The 18,014-nt window shown below is 56.2% G+C and carries 16 protein-coding genes and 1 other RNA gene; 5 read left to right on the top strand and 12 right to left on the bottom strand.

Translation table 11 applies throughout. The features are described from left to right. Positions 1-4 precede the first annotated feature (4 nt). Positions 5-583 carry a YecA/YgfB family protein gene (locus ACT3IC_RS13565; protein ID WP_139156297.1) on the bottom strand — a complete coding sequence of 193 codons (579 nt, stop codon included), beginning with the start codon at positions 581-583 and terminating at the stop codon, positions 5-7. 167 nt (positions 584-750) lie between these two features. Between ACT3IC_RS13565 and zapA the strand changes: the two genes are divergently transcribed. The 3 genes from zapA to ACT3IC_RS13550 all read left to right on the top strand — a co-directional run bounded on the left by zapA (position 751) and on the right by ACT3IC_RS13550 (position 1,927). Beyond that, entirely contained in the window at positions 751-1,080 is a 330-nt protein-coding gene (gene zapA, locus ACT3IC_RS13560) for a cell division protein ZapA (protein ID WP_039029820.1), read from the top strand. A gap of 41 nt (positions 1,081-1,121) precedes the next feature. Then, a non-coding RNA gene (gene ssrS / locus ACT3IC_RS13555) (6S RNA) lies at positions 1,122-1,305 on the top strand. A 25-nt stretch (positions 1,306-1,330) separates the two neighbouring features. Continuing rightward, on the top strand, positions 1,331-1,927 hold the full coding sequence (locus tag ACT3IC_RS13550) for a 5-formyltetrahydrofolate cyclo-ligase (protein ID WP_159339838.1): 597 nt from the start codon (positions 1,331-1,333) through the stop codon (positions 1,925-1,927). Positions 1,928-2,027: 100 nt separating this feature from the next. Here the strand turns inward: ACT3IC_RS13550 and serA are convergent, their stop codons facing one another. Then, positions 2,028-3,260, bottom strand: a complete 1,233-nt coding sequence (gene serA / locus ACT3IC_RS13545) for a phosphoglycerate dehydrogenase (RefSeq protein WP_103176889.1) — start codon at positions 3,258-3,260, stop codon at positions 2,028-2,030. Positions 3,261-3,527: 267 nt separating this feature from the next. Continuing rightward, positions 3,528-4,187 (bottom strand): ribose-5-phosphate isomerase RpiA, encoded by a 660-nt coding sequence (gene rpiA, locus ACT3IC_RS13540; RefSeq protein WP_103180978.1) that lies wholly within the window; start codon positions 4,185-4,187, stop codon positions 3,528-3,530. 150 nt (positions 4,188-4,337) lie between these two features. Between rpiA and argP the strand changes: the two genes are divergently transcribed. Next, on the top strand, positions 4,338-5,231 hold the full coding sequence (gene argP / locus ACT3IC_RS13535; RefSeq protein ID WP_103176891.1) for a DNA-binding transcriptional regulator ArgP: 894 nt from the start codon (positions 4,338-4,340) through the stop codon (positions 5,229-5,231). Positions 5,232-5,291: 60 nt separating this feature from the next. On the opposite strand, the gene ACT3IC_RS13530 is transcribed toward argP, so the two are convergent. The 7 genes from ACT3IC_RS13530 to tkt all read right to left on the bottom strand — a co-directional run bounded on the left by ACT3IC_RS13530 (position 5,292) and on the right by tkt (position 13,733). Beyond that, positions 5,292-6,044, bottom strand: a complete 753-nt coding sequence (locus ACT3IC_RS13530) for an oxidative stress defense protein (RefSeq protein WP_371816561.1) — start codon at positions 6,042-6,044, stop codon at positions 5,292-5,294. A 125-nt stretch (positions 6,045-6,169) separates the two neighbouring features. Then, positions 6,170-6,805, bottom strand: a complete 636-nt coding sequence (gene argO, locus ACT3IC_RS13525; protein ID WP_103176893.1) for an arginine exporter ArgO — start codon at positions 6,803-6,805, stop codon at positions 6,170-6,172. A gap of 140 nt (positions 6,806-6,945) precedes the next feature. After that, positions 6,946-7,803, bottom strand: coding sequence for a small-conductance mechanosensitive channel MscS (gene mscS / locus ACT3IC_RS13520; RefSeq protein ID WP_156655198.1), 858 nt, complete (start codon positions 7,801-7,803; stop codon positions 6,946-6,948). A gap of 189 nt (positions 7,804-7,992) precedes the next feature. Continuing rightward, positions 7,993-9,072, bottom strand: a complete 1,080-nt coding sequence (gene fbaA / locus ACT3IC_RS13515; RefSeq protein ID WP_039029814.1) for a class II fructose-bisphosphate aldolase — start codon at positions 9,070-9,072, stop codon at positions 7,993-7,995. An 89-nt stretch (positions 9,073-9,161) separates the two neighbouring features. Beyond that, positions 9,162-10,325 carry a phosphoglycerate kinase gene (gene pgk / locus ACT3IC_RS13510; protein WP_103176895.1) on the bottom strand — a complete coding sequence of 388 codons (1,164 nt, stop codon included), beginning with the start codon at positions 10,323-10,325 and terminating at the stop codon, positions 9,162-9,164. Positions 10,326-10,374: 49 nt separating this feature from the next. Next, positions 10,375-11,394 (bottom strand): erythrose-4-phosphate dehydrogenase, encoded by a 1,020-nt coding sequence (gene epd, locus ACT3IC_RS13505; RefSeq protein ID WP_103176896.1) that lies wholly within the window; start codon positions 11,392-11,394, stop codon positions 10,375-10,377. A 347-nt stretch (positions 11,395-11,741) separates the two neighbouring features. Further along, positions 11,742-13,733, bottom strand: coding sequence for a transketolase (tkt, locus tag ACT3IC_RS13500; protein ID WP_473477794.1), 1,992 nt, complete (start codon positions 13,731-13,733; stop codon positions 11,742-11,744). A 279-nt stretch (positions 13,734-14,012) separates the two neighbouring features. Between tkt and loiP the strand changes: the two genes are divergently transcribed. After that, positions 14,013-14,771 (top strand): metalloprotease LoiP, encoded by a 759-nt coding sequence (gene loiP / locus ACT3IC_RS13495; RefSeq protein ID WP_103176898.1) that lies wholly within the window; start codon positions 14,013-14,015, stop codon positions 14,769-14,771. Between the two features lie 115 nt (positions 14,772-14,886). On the opposite strand, the gene ACT3IC_RS13490 is transcribed toward loiP, so the two are convergent. Both ACT3IC_RS13490 and ACT3IC_RS13485 read right to left on the bottom strand, forming a co-directional pair. Continuing rightward, complete coding sequence (locus ACT3IC_RS13490) at positions 14,887-16,527, bottom strand: thiamine pyrophosphate-binding protein (protein WP_103176899.1); 1,641 nt, start codon at positions 16,525-16,527, stop codon at positions 14,887-14,889. A 13-nt stretch (positions 16,528-16,540) separates the two neighbouring features. Next, entirely contained in the window at positions 16,541-18,010 is a 1,470-nt protein-coding gene (locus ACT3IC_RS13485; protein WP_473477790.1) for an aldehyde dehydrogenase, read from the bottom strand. Positions 18,011-18,014: the final 4 nt, after the last annotated feature.

Below are 18,014 nucleotides of genomic sequence, written 5' to 3'. Positions count from 1 at the left end.
GTTATTAGTGTAAGGTTGGTTTGCGCACTTCCGGCGCAGTGGGCTGAGTCCGCGTAAAGGTATCGTGGCAGAGCAACGACGCGACGCGCACATACTCAATGATCTCTTCGAGGGACATTTCCAGCTCTTCCTGGTCCTCTTCCTCGTCGTAGCCCAGCTGTGCAATGTTGCGCAGATCGTCGATCGCTTCTCCGGCTTCGCCCGTCACCTTTTCAAGTTTAGGCTGCGTTACGCCCAACCCCAACAGGTAATGGTTAACCCACCCGGCCAGCGCATCGGCGCGATCGAACACGCTGACGTCGTCGCCATCAGGCAGATAAAGCTGAAAAAGGAAGCCGTCATCTTCCAGCGCATCGCTGATTGCGCCATGCATACTGCGCAACGCCTGGGCCAGATCGTGGCCAAACGCCAGACCTTCGTTCGTCAGGTCGTGAACCAGCGGCAGCCATGAGCTGTCGTTGTTTCCACCACACAGCATCCCGCTGATCAGACCGTGCATTTCAGCAGGTGTTAAACCCACGCCCTGCTGGTTCAGTAACTGGCTAACGTCGTTGTAGCCAGGCATTTCGTTCTGTATAGACATGCGCATTCGTCATCATTGGGAGGAATATTCATGGTATGCTACCACTTTGGACCCTGGTGAACCAGAATAGGGCTTGTATCTGCGCACCAGGGTAGCTATAGTGTCGCCCCTTCGCAGCCCCCGGAATCGGGTGTGAAGGCAGCGCAGTCAAACAGCAGGAAGGTGGCATGTCTGCACAACCCGTCGATATCCAAATTTTTGGCCGTTCGCTGCGAGTGAATTGTCCGCCTGAACAAAGGGATGCTTTGAATCAGGCTGCGGATGATTTGAATCAGCGGTTGCAAGATTTAAAAGAACGCACTAGAGTCACAAATACTGAGCAGCTGGTTTTCATCGCCGCGTTGAACATCAGTTATGAATTGACTCAGGAAAAAGCGAAGACCCGCGAATACGCGGCGAGCATGGAACAACGCATTAAAATGCTCCAGCAGACCATTGAACAGGCATTGCTTGATCAGGGTCGCATTACTGACAGACCGGGGCAAAACTTTGAATAACACTTCATGGTCTACTATGGTAGAGTGACCCTGAAGGAAAAATTTCTCTGAGATGTTCGCATGCGGGCCAGTCCCCTGAGCCGATATTTCATACCACAAGAATGTGGCGCTCCATGGTTGGTGAGCATGCTCGGTTCGTCCGAGAAGCCTTAAAATCATGACGACACATTCACCTTGAACCAAGGGTTCAAGGGTTACAGCCTGCGGCGGCATCTCGGAGATTCCCTCACCTTTCTACCCAGCGACTACCATGACGCAACTTCCTGAAGTTCCTGCCACACGTCAACAAATTCGTCAGTTTATTCGTCAGCAACGCAGAGCCCTAACGCCTGAACAGCAAGCCCATTTCGCGCAGCAAGCCGCGGCCCGCATGATGGCGTATCCGCCTATGGTCATGGCGCACACGGTGGCCCTGTTCCTCTCCTTTGACGGTGAACTGGATACCCAGCCGCTTATCGATGAACTCTGGCGCAGCGGGAAGAAAGTCTATCTGCCGGTACTCCACCCTTTTAGCCCGGGTCATCTCCTGTTTCTGCACTATCACCCTCACAGCGAACTGGTGGTGAATCGTCTGAAAATCACCGAGCCGAAACTGGACGTGCGCGACGTATTGCCGCTGGATCAGCTGGATGTGCTGGTGACGCCGCTGGTGGCGTTTGATGAGAGCGGCCAGCGCTTAGGCATGGGCGGGGGTTTTTACGATCGCACCCTGCAAAACTGGCAGCAGTACGGTTTACATCCCGTGGGCTATGCGCATGATTGTCAGGGCGTTGAAGCGTTACCGGTGGAGAAGTGGGATATCCCGCTGCCTGCGGTGGTGACGCCATCCAGAATTTGGCAGTGGTGAAAAAAGCCGGGTGGCGGCGTCGCCTTACCCGGCCTACACGGAACATTCAAATTTTGTAGGTCGGGTAAGCGAAGCGCCACCCGACAAAACAAAACGCAGATTAGTAAAGCAGACGCGCGCGAATCGTGCCCGGAATGGCCTTCATCCCCTGCAGCGCTTTCTCTGCAACATCTTCATCTGCTTCGATATCGATAACCACATAACCCATCTGCGCGTTAGTTTGCAGATACTGTGCGGCAATGTTGACCCCCTGCTCGGCGAAGATCTGGTTAATGGCCGTCAGCACGCCCGGACGGTTTTCATGGATATGCAGCAGACGGCGACCGCCGTGCAGCGGCAGAGAGACTTCCGGGAAGTTGACCGCAGAGAGGGTGGAACCGTTGTCGGAGTATTTGCTCAGCTTACCGGCCACTTCAAGACCGATATTTTCCTGCGCTTCCTGCGTGGAGCCGCCAATGTGCGGGGTCAGGATCACGTTGTCGAACTCGCACAGCGGAGAGGTAAACGGATCGCTGTTGGTCGCCGGCTCGGTCGGGAAGACGTCAATGGCCGCCCCCGCCAGATGTTTGCTTTTCAGGGCGTCGCACAGGGCAGGAATATCCACCACCGTACCACGCGCGGCGTTGATCAGCAGCGAGCCCGGCTTCATCAGCGCCAGCTCTTCCGCACCCATCATGTTTTTGGTAGAGGCGTTTTCCGGCACGTGCAGGCTCACCACGTCGCTCATGTTGAGCAGATCGGAGAGATGCTGAACCTGAGTAGCGTTACCCAGCGGCAGTTTGCTTTCAATGTCGTAGAAGAAGACGTGCATCCCGAGCGATTCAGCGAGAATGCCCAGCTGTGTACCGATGTGGCCGTAACCGATAATCCCCAGCTTCTTACCACGCGCTTCAAAAGAGCCTGAGGCCAGCTTATTCCAGATCCCGCGGTGCGCTTTGGCGTTGGCTTCAGGGATGCCGCGCAGCAGCAGCAGGAGTTCGCCGATAACCAGCTCCGCCACGGAACGGGTGTTGGAGAATGGCGCGTTGAATACCGGAATCCCGCGCTTCGCGGCAGCATCAAGATCGACCTGGTTGGTGCCGATACAGAAGCAGCCAATCGCCACCAGTTTTTCTGCCGCGGCAATAACCTCTTCGGTCAGGTGGGTACGGGATCGCAGGCCAATGAAGTGGGCATCACGGATCGACTCTTTCAGCTGTTCGGTATCCAGTGCACCTTTGTGAAATTCGATGTTGGTGTAACCCGCCGCACGAAGGCTATCCAGTGCTTTCTGATGCACCCCTTCGACCAGCAGAAATTTAATCTTGTCTTTCTCCAGTGATACCTTTGCCATTTCCCCGACCCTGTCTGATTGTCTGAACTGTTGTTGTGCTGGATTGAAATCCACTCCCGCCAACATATCAAAAAAAACTATTGCAGCAATATGAACGTTTGCGTCGGCACTCTGAAGAAATGTCATACAGCCGCAATTGGCAGTGAATTATTCTGTGGAGCAGGAGGAAAGCGGCAGGATCGTCAGGAGAGGATTATAAATGTGACACAAGTCACCAAATATCGCTTTTGCAAAAATAATTAGCGGGGGGACGCTCCCCCCGTCAGATCATTTCACGATGGTTTTAACGCCCTCGGCGGTGCCAATCAGCGCGACATCCGCGCCACGGTTGGCGAATAACCCTACGGTTACTACGCCTGGCAGGCCATTAATGGCGTTTTCCAGCGCCACGGCGTCGAGGATCTCCAGACCGTGCACATCCAGAATCACGTTACCATTGTCCGTCACCACGCCCTGACGGTATTCCGGGCGTCCGCCCAGCTTGACCAGCTCACGGGCGACCGCGCTACGCGCCATGGGGATCACTTCAACCGGCAGCGGGAATTTGCCAAGGATATCCACCTGCTTCGAGGCATCGGCGATACAGATGAACTTGTCCGCAACAGAGGCGATGATTTTTTCACGCGTCAGCGCCGCGCCGCCGCCCTTGATCATCTGCATATGGCCGTTGATTTCATCCGCGCCATCAACGTATATTCCCAGGCGGTCGACTTCATTCAGATCGAAAACGGTAATGCCCAGGCTTTTCAGCTTTTCCGTGGATGCATCGGAGCTGGAAACCGCGCCCTCGATCTGCCCTTTCATCGTGCCGAGCGCATCAATAAAGTGTGCTGCCGTTGACCCTGTGCCCACGCCGACAATGGTACCCGGCTGTACATACTGGAGAGCGGCCCATCCTACTGCTTTTTTCAGTTCATCCTGCGTCATGATCTCTTGCCCGTGGTGATTTTGCGTGACGCGCATTATAGAGCATTCACCTGCGCCATGTGATCTGCAAGGTCACCAATTTCGTCTGTATCAAACATAAATTTATGTCATAGTGCGAAGTATTGAATTATTTGGGAGTCAGCCAGAGCAATGAAACGTCCGGACTACAGAACATTACAGGCCCTTGATGCCGTTATACGTGAACGCGGATTCGAACGCGCAGCACAGAAGCTGTGCATTACCCAGTCCGCCGTTTCGCAACGGATCAAACAGCTTGAGAATATGTTCGGGCAGCCGCTGCTGGTCCGTACCGTGCCGCCGCGTCCCACCGAACAGGGGCAAAAGCTGCTGGCGCTGCTGCGTCAGGTTGAGCTGCTGGAAGATGAGTGGCTGGGTGACGAACAGACCGGCTCCACGCCGCTGCTCCTCTCCCTGGCGGTCAACGCCGACAGTCTGGCAACCTGGCTGCTGCCCGCGCTGGCGCCGGTGCTGGCCGATTCGCCTATCCGGCTGAATTTGCAGGTGGAAGACGAAACCCGTACCCAGGAGCGTCTGCGTCGCGGTGAAGTGGTGGGCGCGGTCAGTATCCAGCCTCAGGCGCTGCCAAGCTGCCTGGTGGATCAACTGGGGGCGCTGGATTATCTCTTCGTCGGCTCCAAAGCGTTTGCTGAACGTTACTTCCCGAATGGCGTCACCCGCGCGGCGCTGCTGAAAGCGCCTGCCGTGGCGTTTGACCATCTCGATGATATGCATCAGGCGTTTTTACAGCAGAACTTCGATCTACCGCCCGGCAGCGTACCCTGCCATATCGTTAACTCATCAGAGGCCTTCGTGCAGCTGGCGCGTCAGGGCACAACCTGCTGCATGATCCCGCATCTGCAGATCGAGAAAGAGCTGCAGAGCGGTGAGCTGATCGACCTGACGCCAGGCCTGCACCAGCGCCGCATGCTCTACTGGCACCGCTTCGCCCCGGAAAGCCGGATGATGCGCAACGTCACCGATGCACTGCTGGCCCACGGCCATAAGGTCCTGCGCCAGGACTAATAAAAAAGCCGGGTCGCGTTAACGCTCACCCGGCTTTTTATTGCTGCTAAAGCACAACCATTACGGGGCTTTTGTCGCCGTATCCGGCTGCTGCGCTTGCTGCTGCACCTGCGGAGTCTGCTGGCTCTGCTGCTGACCCTGTGCTGGCTCCAGCTGGAACACCACATCAACCTGATCGTCGAACTGAATCGTTGGCTGTTCGTAGGTATCCTGCGCGGAGACCGGCGCCGCTTCCGCTTTCATCATGCGCACCATCGGGCTCGGCTGGTAGTTAGAGACGTGGTAACGCACGCTGTAGACCGGACCCAGTTTGCTGTTGAAGCCAGACGCCAGCTGCTGCGCCTGACGCACGGCATCATCAATTGCCGCTTTACGCGCTTCGTCTTTATATTTCTCAGGTTGCGCAACACCCAGTGAGACCGAACGGATCTCATTCAGACCCGCTTTCAGCGCGCCATCCAGCAGGGCGTTAAGTTTATCGAGCTGACGCACCGTCACTTCCACGGAGCGCACCGCGCGGTAACCTTTCAGGATGCTTTTGCCATCCTTATAGTCATAATCCGGCTGGGTACGCAGGTTGGCAGAGTTGATATCTTTTTTACCCACGCCGTTCTGCTCCAGGAAAGAGAGATATTGCGCAACGCGGTCGTCTGCCTGTTTCTTGGCGGTGGCAGCATCTTTGGCCGCCACGTTCACTTCAATGGCTAAGGTCGCAATATCCGGTGCCGCATCCACGCTTGCGGTGCCGGAGGTCACAATGTGCGGGCTGTCAGGCAGTTCACTGGCCTGAACGGATGCTGCGCCAAAACCCATTAATGCCGCCAGGGCAATTGCATTCAACTTCACTTTAATTCCTCCATGTTGCGAAGAGTGCCCAGGTAACAGGGCGCATGCCAGCAAGCTTAGCGACTGCTGGCCGAATGTCCATAAGACAACGCTTAGTTGAATAGTTCACGAATGTGATGAATTCCCTCTTTCGCCAGCTGAAAAGCAATAAACCACATCACCACGCCGACCAGGCCGTTAATAATGCGCTGAGCTTTGGCGGTGCGCAGACGGGGTGCCAGCCATGCAGCGAGCAGCGCCAGACCAAAGAACCAGAGGAAGGAAGCGCTGACGGTACCCAGCGCGAACCAGCGTCTCGGCTCGACATCCAGCTGCCCGCCCAGACTGCCCAGCACCACAAACGTATCCAGATAAACGTGCGGATTAAGCCAGGTTACCGCCAGCATGGTGACGATAATTTTCCAGCGCCCCTGCTTCATGACTTCAGCGCTGGCCAGCTCAATATTGCTGCCCAGCGCCGTTTTCAATGCGCCAAAACCATACCAGAGCAGAAAGGCGACGCCGCCCCAGGTGACCAGCGCCAGCAGCCAGGGAGACTGCATCAGTAGCGCGCTACCGCCAAAAATCCCGGCACAAATCAGTAGCATATCGCTTAGTGCACAGAGCAGCGCGATCATGATGTGATATTGGCGTCGAATCCCCTGATTCATGACGAAGGCGTTTTGCGGGCCGAGAGGCAGGATCATCGCCGCGCCAATCATAAGCCCCTGAAAATAAAAAGAGAACATGAACACTAATCTCAAAAATGTGACTTAAGGGCTGACTATACTGCGGGAGAATAATAAGAGGAAATGGATAATATTAATTGGCAATTAGTGAAGCTAATGTAACCCGGTACGCATTGCGCGCACCGGGTTACGATGAAACGTTATTCCGCCGGTTCTTTCACCCGCTTGAAGTTCACGTCCATCTGCGGATATGGGAAGCTGATGCCGTTAGCATCAAAGTCGCGCTTGATGCGCTCCAGTACGTCCCAGTAAACGCTTTGCAGATCGCTACTTTTGCTCCAGATACGGACAACGAAGTTGATAGAGGAGGCGCCCAGCTCGTGAAGGCGAACCGTCATTTCGCGGTCTTTCAGGATACGCTCGTCAGATTCAATGATGTCGGTGATAAGTTTCTTCACCTGCTCGATATCGGAATCATAGCCCACGCCGATCATAAGCTCGTTGCGGCGAACCGGCTCCCGGGAGAAGTTGGTGATATTGCCGTCGATAACCTTTTTGTTCGGCACGATAACGATTTTGCCGTCCGCGGAACGCAGCGTAGTGGAAAAAATCTGCACGTTCAGCACCGTACCTGCGGTGCCACCGAGATCGACATACTCCCCGGAACGGAATGGACGGAAGGTGACCAGCAGCACGCCGGCCGCCAGGTTTGCCAGCGAGCCCTGTAGCGCCAGGCCCACGGCCAGACCAGCGGCACCCAGTACCGCAATCACCGAGGCGGTCTGAACCCCCACACGCCCCATTGCTGCTATCAGGGTAAAAGCAATAATCGCGTAGCGCACCATTGCCGAGAGGAAATCGGCGACGGTAGCGTCAATGTGCCGGGCGAGCATAACGCGGTTAACGCCTCTGGCAACCGTCCGGGCAACGATCATCCCCACCACTACGATGGCAATCGCCGCAGCGATATTTACGGCATAGCTGATAAGCAACGCCTGATTACGCACCAGCCAGGAGCCCGCGTTATTGATGCTATCTACAACACCGAGATCTTCCATTTATCTTTCCTTATGCACATAAAACACAAATCCGCCCCATGCGGAGAGGAGCAAGTGTGTAAAGGGTAAACAAAAAGCCCGCAATATGCCAAGCAGATCACATAAAACAGCCACTATAGCCAGTTGAAAAGACATAAAAAAAGCCCGCGATTAACGCGGGCTTTTGATGCTTGCTGTCAGCAGCTTAAATTACAGAACGTCAACCGCGTTCAGCTCTTTGAACGCCTGCTCCAGACGCGTCACCATAGAGGTCTGGGCTGCACGCAGCCATACGCGTGGATCGTAGTATTTCTTGTTCGGCTGGTCTTCGCCTTTCGGGTTGCCCAGCTGGCCCTGCAGGTAAGCTTCGTTAGTTTTGTAGTACTGCAGAATACCGTCCCAGGTTGCCCATTGGGTGTCGGTATCGATGTTCATTTTGATAACACCGTAACTAACGGAATCTTTGATTTCCTGAGCAGAAGAACCGGAACCGCCGTGGAAGACGAAGTTCAGGCTGTTGTGCGGCAGGTTGTGTTTCTTGGAAACGTACTCCTGAGAATCACGCAGGATAGTTGGCGTCAGAACCACGTTACCTGGCTTGTACACACCGTGTACGTTACCGAAGGAAGCCGCGATGGTGAAACGTGGGCTGATTTTGCTCAGCTCGGTGTAAGCGTAATCAACGTCTTCTGGCTGAGTGTACAGAGCAGAAGCGTCCATATGGCTGTTGTCCACGCCATCTTCTTCGCCACCGGTGCAACCCAGTTCGATTTCCAGGGTCATGTCCATTTTGGCCATGCGAGCCAGGTATTTGGAGCAGATCTCGATGTTCTCTTCCAGAGACTCTTCAGACAGGTCGATCATGTGAGAAGAGAACAGTGGCTTACCGGTTGCAGCGAAGTGTTTTTCGCCCGCGTCCAGCAGACCGTCGATCCACGGCAGCAGTTTCTTCGCGCAGTGGTCAGTGTGCAGGATTACTGGAACGCCGTAGTGTTCAGCCATCTGGTGAACGTGATGTGCGCCAGAGATTGCGCCCAGGATTGCCGCGCCCTGAGGAACGTCAGTTTTCACGCCTTTACCTGCGATAAACGCAGCACCGCCGTTAGAGAACTGAACGATTACCGGCGCTTTAACTTTTGCTGCAGCTTCCAGTACGGCGTTGATAGAGTCGGTACCGACGCAGTTAACCGCTGGCAGCGCAAAGTTGTTTTCTTTAGCTACCTGGAACACTTTCTGAACGTCATCACCAGTGATCACGCCAGGTTTTACGAAATCAAAAATTTTAGACATGTTGCGAGTCCTGTATCTTCGGCCTTGGAAAGGGGCGAGCTCTTAAAAGCGCGCTGAAAATTGGGCAGGTTTCCCTGCCCTAAAATGGCTTACTTCTTAGCGCGCTCTTCGAGCATGGCTACTGCTGGCAGAACTTTGCCTTCCACGAATTCGAGGAATGCGCCGCCGCCAGTGGAGATGTAGGAGATCTTGTCGGAAATACCGAACAGATCGATGGCTGCCAGGGTGTCACCGCCGCCAGCAATGGAGAATGCGTCGCTGTCTGCAATCGCGTTAGCCACGATTTCAGTACCTTTACGGAAGTTCGGGAATTCGAACACGCCAACCGGACCGTTCCACAGAATGGTTTTTGCATTCTTCAGGATTTCAGCCAGTTTCTCTGCAGAGGCGTCGCCCAGGTCCAGAATCTGCTCTTCATTTTTGATGTCAGAAACAGATTTCAGCTCTGCGGTTGCGGTTTCAGAGAACTCGGTCGCGACGCGAACGTCAGTTGGAACCGGGATATCGCAGGTGCTCAGCAGGCGTTTCGCTTCGTCAACCAGGTCTGCTTCGTACAGGGATTTACCCACGTTGTGGCCCTGGGCAGCAACGAAGGTGTTAGCGATACCACCGCCAACGATCAGCTGGTCAGCGATTTTGGACAGGGAGTCCAGAACGGTCAGTTTGGTGGAAACTTTAGAACCACCCACGATAGCAACCATCGGACGAGCAGGTTCTTTCAGCGCTTTACCCAGCGCATCCAGCTCAGCGGCCAGCAGAGGACCTGCACAAGCGACGTCGGCGAATTTACCGATACCGTGGGTAGAAGCCTGGGCACGGTGAGCGGTACCGAAGGCGTCCATCACGAATACGTCGCACAGTGCAGCATATTTTTTGGACAGGGTTTCGTCGTCTTTCTTCTCGCCTTTGTTGAAGCGAACGTTTTCCAGAACAACCAGTTCACCTTCAGCAACTTCCACGCCGTCCAGGTAGTCTTTAACCAGACGTACCGGGCTGGACAGTTTGTCTTTCAGGTAATTAACAACCGGCAGCAGAGAGAATTCTTCGTTGTACTCGCCTTCGGTCGGACGACCCAGGTGGGAGGTTACCATCACTTTTGCGCCCTGCTTCAGTGCCAGTTCGATGGTTGGCAGAGAGGCACGGATACGCGCGTCGCTGGTCACTTTACCCTCTTTAACCGGTACGTTCAGATCCGCACGGATGAAAACGCGTTTACCTGCCAGATCCAGATCGGTCATCTTAATTACAGACATGGTGAATCCTCTCGTTGATTCTTAAAGTTTTGCAGACGCAATACGCGTCTTACCTGAAACCTTGTGCGGCCATGGCTAACGTGGTGTCGAGCATCCTGTTAGCAAAGCCCCATTCGTTATCACACCAGACCAGCGTCTTGATCAGGTGCGCTCCACTCACGCGCGTTTGGGTGCCATCTACAATGGCGCTGTGCGGATCGTGGTTAAAATCTACTGAGACCAACGGTAATTCCGTATAGTCAACTATACCATGAAATGCTTGCTGTGCCGCCTTTTGCAGCAACAGGTTGACCTCAAAGGCTTTTACCGGTTTTTTAACGGTAACGCTGAGGTCGATCGCCGTCACGTTGATGGTAGGTACGCGGACCGCGATAGCTTCAAAACGATCTTCAAACTGCGGAAAAATTCGGGTTATACCGGCCGCCAGTTTGGTGTCCACCGGGATAATCGACTGACTCGCCGCGCGAGTGCGTCGCAGGTCCGGGTGGTAAGCGTCAATGACCTGCTGATCGTGCATGGCTGAGTGGATCGTGGTAACCGTACCCGACTCAATGCCGTAGGCATCGTCCAGCAGCTTGATGACCGGAATAATACAGTTGGTAGTACAGGAGGCATTGGAGACAATTCGGTGTTCTGCGTGCAACTCGTGATGGTTGACGCCGTAAACCACCGTGGCATCGAGATCGTTACTGCCAGGATGTGAAAAGAGCACTTTCTTTGCGCCAGCCGCCAGATGGGCTTCGCCGTGTTCGCGGTTGCCGTAGACGCCGGTACAATCGAGAACCACATCGACACCCAGTTCACGCCAGGGTAATGCTTCGATCGTCCGCTCATGAAGCACACGGATCACGTCATCACCGACAAGCAGCTGCTCTCTCTCCTGACGAACGTCCCAGGCAAAGCGTCCATGGCTGGTGTCATATTTCAATAAATGCGCCATGCCTGCGGCATCCGCCAGTTCATTGATGGCCACCACGGTAATTTCCGCCCGGCGTCCGGATTCATATAAAGCACGAACCACGTTACGTCCGATGCGACCGAAACCATTAATCGCTACGCGTACGGTCATAAGTCTCCTGCAAAGCTTTCCCTGACACGAGGTGGCTGACAGAGTAATGCAGCAACGCGCTGAGGGGAATCCTTGCCTGTCACAAACTCCAACTGATTGGTCATTTGTCGAACATTTAATCGACTGAAACGCTTCAGCCAGAATAAGCGAAACACGGAATAAAGGGAATGACTGTCCAGACCAATAAGCCAGCTATATGACACACATCACATTTTAAGTGGAATAATTTACAGAGATATTACATCTTTGAGGAATAACATGCACAAAAAAGCCGGGTGACGCTTACGCCTGCCCGGCCTGAATATTTGTAGGCCCGGCAAGCTACGCGCCGCCGGGCACAACCATGATTACAGCAGTTCTTTCGCTTTCGCGACCACGTTCTCAACGGTGAAGCCGAACTCTTCGAACAGCTGCTCAGCTGGCGCAGACTCACCGAAGGTGGTCATGCCAACGATAGCGCCGTTCAGGCCCACGTATTTGAACCAGTAGTCAGCGATACCCGCTTCGATTGCCACTCGGGCAGAAACGGCTTTCGGCAGTACAGATTCACGGTAAGCCGCGTCCTGCTTGTCGAAGGCATCGGTAGACGGCATGGAGACCACGCGCGCTTTCACGCCTTCGCCTGCCAGCTGATCCCAGGCGGCAACAGCCAGTTCAACTTCAGAACCGGTTGCGATGAAGATCACCTGCGGCTGACCGTCGCAGTCTTTCAGCACGTAACCACCGCGGGCGATGTTCGCCAGCTGCTCTTCGGTACGATCCTGCTGAGCCAGGTTCTGACGGGAGAGGATCAGCGCGGTTGGGCCGTCCTGACGCTCAACGCCATATTTCCACGCTACCGCCGATTCAACCTGGTCACATGGACGCCATGTGGACATGTTCGGGGTCACGCGCAGGGAAGCAACCTGCTCAACCGGCTGGTGGGTCGGGCCATCTTCGCCCAGACCGATTGAGTCGTGGGTGTAGACCATCACCTGACGCTGTTTCATCAGCGCAGCCATACGCACCGCGTTACGGGCATATTCCACGAACATCAGGAAGGTGGAGGTGTACGGCAGGAAACCACCGTGCAGGGAGATACCGTTGGCAATCGCGGTCATACCGAACTCACGAACACCGTAATGGATGTAGTTACCGGCAGTATCTTCGTTGATGGCTTTAGAGCCAGACCAGATAGTCAGGTTTGATGGTGCCAGGTCAGCGGAGCCGCCGAGGAACTCTGGCAGCAGCGGGCCGAAGGCTTCGATCGCATTCTGGGAGGCTTTACGGCTGGCGATTTTAGCCGGGTTAGCCTGCAGCTTAGCGATGAACTCGTTCGCTTTGGCGTCGAAGTCTGCTGGCATGTCACCTTTCATACGACGGGTGAACTCTGCCGCTTCCTGTGGGAAGGCTTTAGCGTAGGCGGCGAATTTCTCGTTCCATGCCGCTTCTTTCGCCTGACCAGCTTCTTTGGCATCCCACTGCGCATAAATTTCAGACGGGATTTCAAACGCAGCGTGTTTCCAGCCCAGCGCTTCACGGGTCAGGGCGATCTCTGCGTCACCCAGCGGTGCGCCGTGGGAGTCGTGCGTACCAGCTTTGTTCGGAGAACCGAAACCGATGATGGTTTTGCACATCAGCAGGGACGGTTTGTCAGTCACTGCGCGCGCTTCTTCTACTGCACGTTTAATCGCTTCAGCATCGTGACCGTCAACGCCACGCACCACGTGCCAGCCGTAGGCTTCGAAACGTGCTGCGGTGTCGTCAGTGAACCAGCCTTCAACGTGGCCGTCGATGGAGATGCCGTTGTCGTCATAGAACGCAACCAGTTTGCCCAGTTTCAGGGTGCCTGCCAGGGAGCACACTTCGTGAGAAATGCCTTCCATCATGCAGCCATCACCCAGGAATGCATAGGTGAAGTGGTCGACGATGTCATGACCCGGACGGTTGAACTGCGCCGCCAGCGTCTTCTCGGCAATCGCCATACCCACGGCGTTAGCAATACCCTGACCCAGCGGACCGGTCGTGGTTTCAACACCTGCGGTATAACCCACTTCCGGGTGACCCGGGGTTTTGGAGTGCAGCTGACGGAAGTTTTTCAGCTCTTCGATTGGCAGATCATAGCCGGTGAGGTGCAGCAGGCTGTAGATCAGCATCGAGCCGTGGCCGTTAGAGAGAACGAAACGGTCACGGTCAGCCCAGGCAGGGTTCTGCGGGTTGTGGTTCAGGAAATCACGCCACAGGACTTCGGCAATGTCAGCCATACCCATAGGGGCACCCGGGTGACCGGACTTAGCTTTTTGTACAGCATCCATGCTCAGCGCACGAATAGCATTGGCAAGCTCTTTACGTGAGGACATTTTGACTCCAGATCGGATGTTGAAGGCCATGCCCGTTTCGGCTTGACGACAGCGCGTTTTGGGCTACGCCAGAAAAAAGTGCCAACAATGTAACCCAAGCGACAAAGCATGTACATGGACCATTCTTTTGCCGCTTAAGAAATCTCTGGAACAGGCTCGCACGTTGCGCAATCTTCTCGCCCGCCTTCGTTTATATTCTTTATAATTGGAGCTGCACCCTCCTCCGGGGCGGCAAAACTTTCAGAATTTATCAAGTTTAACGAGTACGGAAGCAACATAATGAAAATGCGTGCAGTAGTGCTGGCTCTGGGAACGACCCTTCTTCTTAGCGGGTGTCAGAATATGAATTCTGGTGGCCTGCTGAGCTCCGGAGCAGAGGCGTTTCAGGCCTACTCCCTCACCGATGCCCAGGTGAAAACATTAAGCGATGAGGCCTGTAAAGAGATGGACGGTAAAGCGACCATCGCACCGGCAGACAGCACTTACGCTCAGCGTCTGAATAAGATTGCTTCAGCACTTGGCGACAACATTAACGGCCAGCCGGTGAACTACAAGGTTTACATGGCGAAAGACGTTAACGCCTTTGCGATGGCTAACGGCTGCATCCGCGTCTACAGCGGATTAATGGATATGATGAACGACAATGAAGTCGAAGCGGTTATCGGCCATGAAATGGGCCACGTTGCCCTCGGCCATGTGAAGAAAGGGATGCAGGTTGCCCTCGGCACGAACGCCGTTCGCGTGGCGGCGGCCTCTGCGGGTGGTATTGTAGGTAGCCTTTCCCAGTCGCAGCTCGGCGATCTCGGTGAAAAACTGGTTAACTCCCAGTTCTCTCAGCGTCAGGAATCTGAGGCCGATGACTACTCTTACGATCTGTTGCGCAAACGTGGGATTAACCCATCAGGTTTAGCCACCAGCTTCGAAAAACTGGCTCAACAGGAAGCGGGCCGCCAAAGCTCCATGTTTGACGACCACCCTGCCTCCGCAGCGCGTGCGCAGCACATCCGCGATCGCATGGCGGCAGACGGGATTAAATAATGTACCGGGGAGGCGCCCGCGTCTCCTTTGAAAAGCCGGGTGGCGGCTTCGCCTTACCCGGCCTGCTTTGTGCGTAAACGTAGGCCCGGTAAGCGCAGCGCTACCGGGCACACAGCTAGTACAGCGTTTTCTGCGGCGGCCCGGCAAACTTCAGGGCGCCAATCTGCCCCATCCGCACCTCCACCACCGACGGCCCCGGCATGGCCAGCGCCTCTGTCATCACCGCATCAAAATCCTCTGCCCGCTCAACGCTCCACGCCTGCAGGCCAATCGCCTGGGCCAGCAGGGTAAAGTCCGGCGTATGCAGCTCGTTATAATACTGCCGCCCGCCAAAATATTTATCCTGAATGCCACGCATCACGCCGTAACCGCCGTCATTCATGATCAGCAGCGTCACGTTGGCTTTCTCCTGCGCCAGCGTCGCCAGCTCGCCTAAATTCAGGCTCAGGCCGCCGTCGCCCACCAGCCCCACCACCTTGCGCTGCGGATTGGCAATCGCAGTACCAATTGCCATCGGCAGCCCCATGCCAATTGCCCCGGCCAGAGAGTGAATGTTCATCAGCGGACCGTTGGCGCGGAACAGACGGCTGCCCCACAGGCTGCCGGAAACGGTGATATCACGCACGAGCAGGCCATCCTGCGGCAGCGCTTTCTCGATGGCGTCGTTGAGCTTCGCATAGGCACCACACTGCTCGCGCAGACCCTGCTCAGCTTGCTCCACCGCCTGCTGTACCTGCGTGTCCCACTGCGCGTTACCCCATTCACGCCCCTGCGCTTTTGCAGCCAGCGCGTTAAGCAGCGCTGAACAATCGGCTACCAGCGTCTTATCCATCAAATAGTTACGGCTTGCCGCCGCCGGATCGATATCGATCTGCACCCGCGGAGAGGGCAGTTCGAGCGTCCATGAACGGGTCTCATTGCTGCGCAGGCGTGAGCCCGCCACCAGCGTAAAATCACACCGGGCGATCAGCGCCTCCACTGACGACGAGTTGTGGAAAGCCCGCAGGCTGGCGCGATGGCTGTCCGGCAGCACGCCGCGTGCGTGGGTGCTGGAGATCACGGTGATGCCCGCATCCGCCAGCTTTTTCACAGCGTCAGCGCTGCCCAGCGCCCCGCCACCCAGCCACAGCAGCGGCTGTTTCGCCTGCTTCAGCTGCGCCCAAAGCGCATCAACCATTCCGGCGTCTGGCGCTGAAACTGACACCGGTTTTACCGGCGCCGTCACCAGCGACAGCGGAATTTTCGCCCCCTGAATATCAATCGGGATCTCCACAGAGACCGGCCCGCACGGCGGCGTCTGTGCCTCCTGAATCGCTTTATGGAGAATCGCTATCGCCTGGTTGGCATTGCTGATGCGATATGCCCGTTTTGAACTGGCCTTCAGGAAGGTCAACTGGTCGCGGGTTTCGTGAATAAACCCGGTGTCGGCATCCAGCCAGGCTTTTTCCACCTGTCCGGTTAAATGCAGCAGCGGCGTGCAGGCATTCATCGCTTCCACCAGCGCGCCTACCGCGTTACCTGCCCCTGCCCCGGTACTGGTCAGCGCCACGCCGAGGCCGGAAAAACGCCCGTGGGCATCGGCCATGGTGACGGATCCCGCTTCGCCGCGCGCGGGCACAAAGCGGATATTGCCGCGCTGCCCTACTGCATCGGCGATGGGCAGGTTGTGAATGGAGATGACGCCGTAGATGGCCTCAACCTGATACTGCTCCAGCGTTCTGGCGATGGCGTCGCCGACGGTTATCATTTCGCTCATTGCTCACCCTTTTTCAGTCGCACCAGTAGTTGACGCTGTTACCCGTCGCCAGATAAATGCTCTTTTGTTGCATCCAGGCTTTCAGCCCCTGAATGCCCTTTTCGCGGCCCAGACCGCTCTCTTTAAAGCCCCCGAACGGGGTCGAAATCGCAAAGACCTTGTAGGTGTTGATCCACACCGTGCCCGCCTCAAGCTGCTCGCTTAAGCGCAGCGCACGTCCGGTATCCCGCGTCCAGATCCCGGCAGCCAGACCATATACCGAGTCGTTCGCCTGCTGGATCAACGCCGCTTCATCGTTAAATGGCATCGCCACCAGCACCGGGCCGAAGATCTCCTCCTGACAGGCGCGGGCGCTGTTGCTCAGCCCTTCGATAATCGTTGGCTGGAAGAAGCTGCCGTTTGCAAGATTGGGATCGGCTGGGATCTCCCCGCCGCACAGCACGCGGCCCCCTTCGCGCTTCGCCAGCTCGACGTAGGCCTGCACGCTCTGGCGATGCTTATCGTTGATCAACGGCCCGACGTGGATGCCGTCGGTAAACGGATGCCCGACGCGCAGGCCACGGGTTAACTCCAGCAACCGCGCCATCAGCGGAGCGTAAAGGCTTTCGTGGATAAACAGCCGCGACCCGGCGATACAGGCCTGTCCCGCCGAGCTGAAGATGCCGAAGCAGATCCCGCGCGCGGCCTGCTCGATATCCGCATCGTCGAGCACGATGGTCGGGGATTTACCGCCCAGCTCAAGAGAGGCCGGGATCAGCTTTTCCGCCGCCACGTGCGCCAGATGACGGCCAGTGGTGGTGCCGCCGGTAAAAGAGATTTTGCGCACTTTAGGATGGCGTGCCAGCGCATCGCCAATGACCGAGCCTTTGCCCGGCAGCACGCTCAGCAGCCCGGCGGGCAGCCCCGCCTGTTCAAAGATGCGGGCCAGCTCCAGCGCCATCAGCGGCGTCGCTTCGGCGGGCTTGAGGATCACCGCGTTACCGGCGGCAATGGCCGGAGCGACTTTCTGCATTTCACTGGCAATCGGCGAGTTCCACGGCGTAATGGCTGCCACCACGCCAAGCGGCTCATAGCGACTCAGGGTTAGTAAATCCGGCTGGCGCGGCGTCGGAAGCTCCCCTTCCAGCAGTTCGCAGGCGGCGGCAAAGTAGCGCGCCGTTCCCGCCGCGCTCATCACCAGCCCGCGTGCTTCCGCCAGCGGTTTGCCGTTATCGCGGCTCTGCATCTGCGCCAGCTCGTCGACGCGGGATTCAATCTGATCCGCCACTCTGTGCAGGATCTTCGCGCGCATATGCGGCAGGCTGTTGCGCCACAAGGGATCGCGCCACGCCAGCTCGCCAGCCTCGATTGCGTCATGCAGATCGTCGAGGCTTGCCGCGTTTAAAACCGCGTTGATCGTTCCATCAGCCGGGAAGTGGCTCTGCATCGGGTTGCCGCCGCCGTGTCGCCACTGCCCCCCGATAAAAATCTTCAGTTCGCTCATCGTC

The sequence above is a fragment of the Leclercia sp. GHBNCSD genome (genome assembly GCF_055805075.1).
This window is presented reverse-complemented; position numbering and strand designations above follow the sequence as displayed.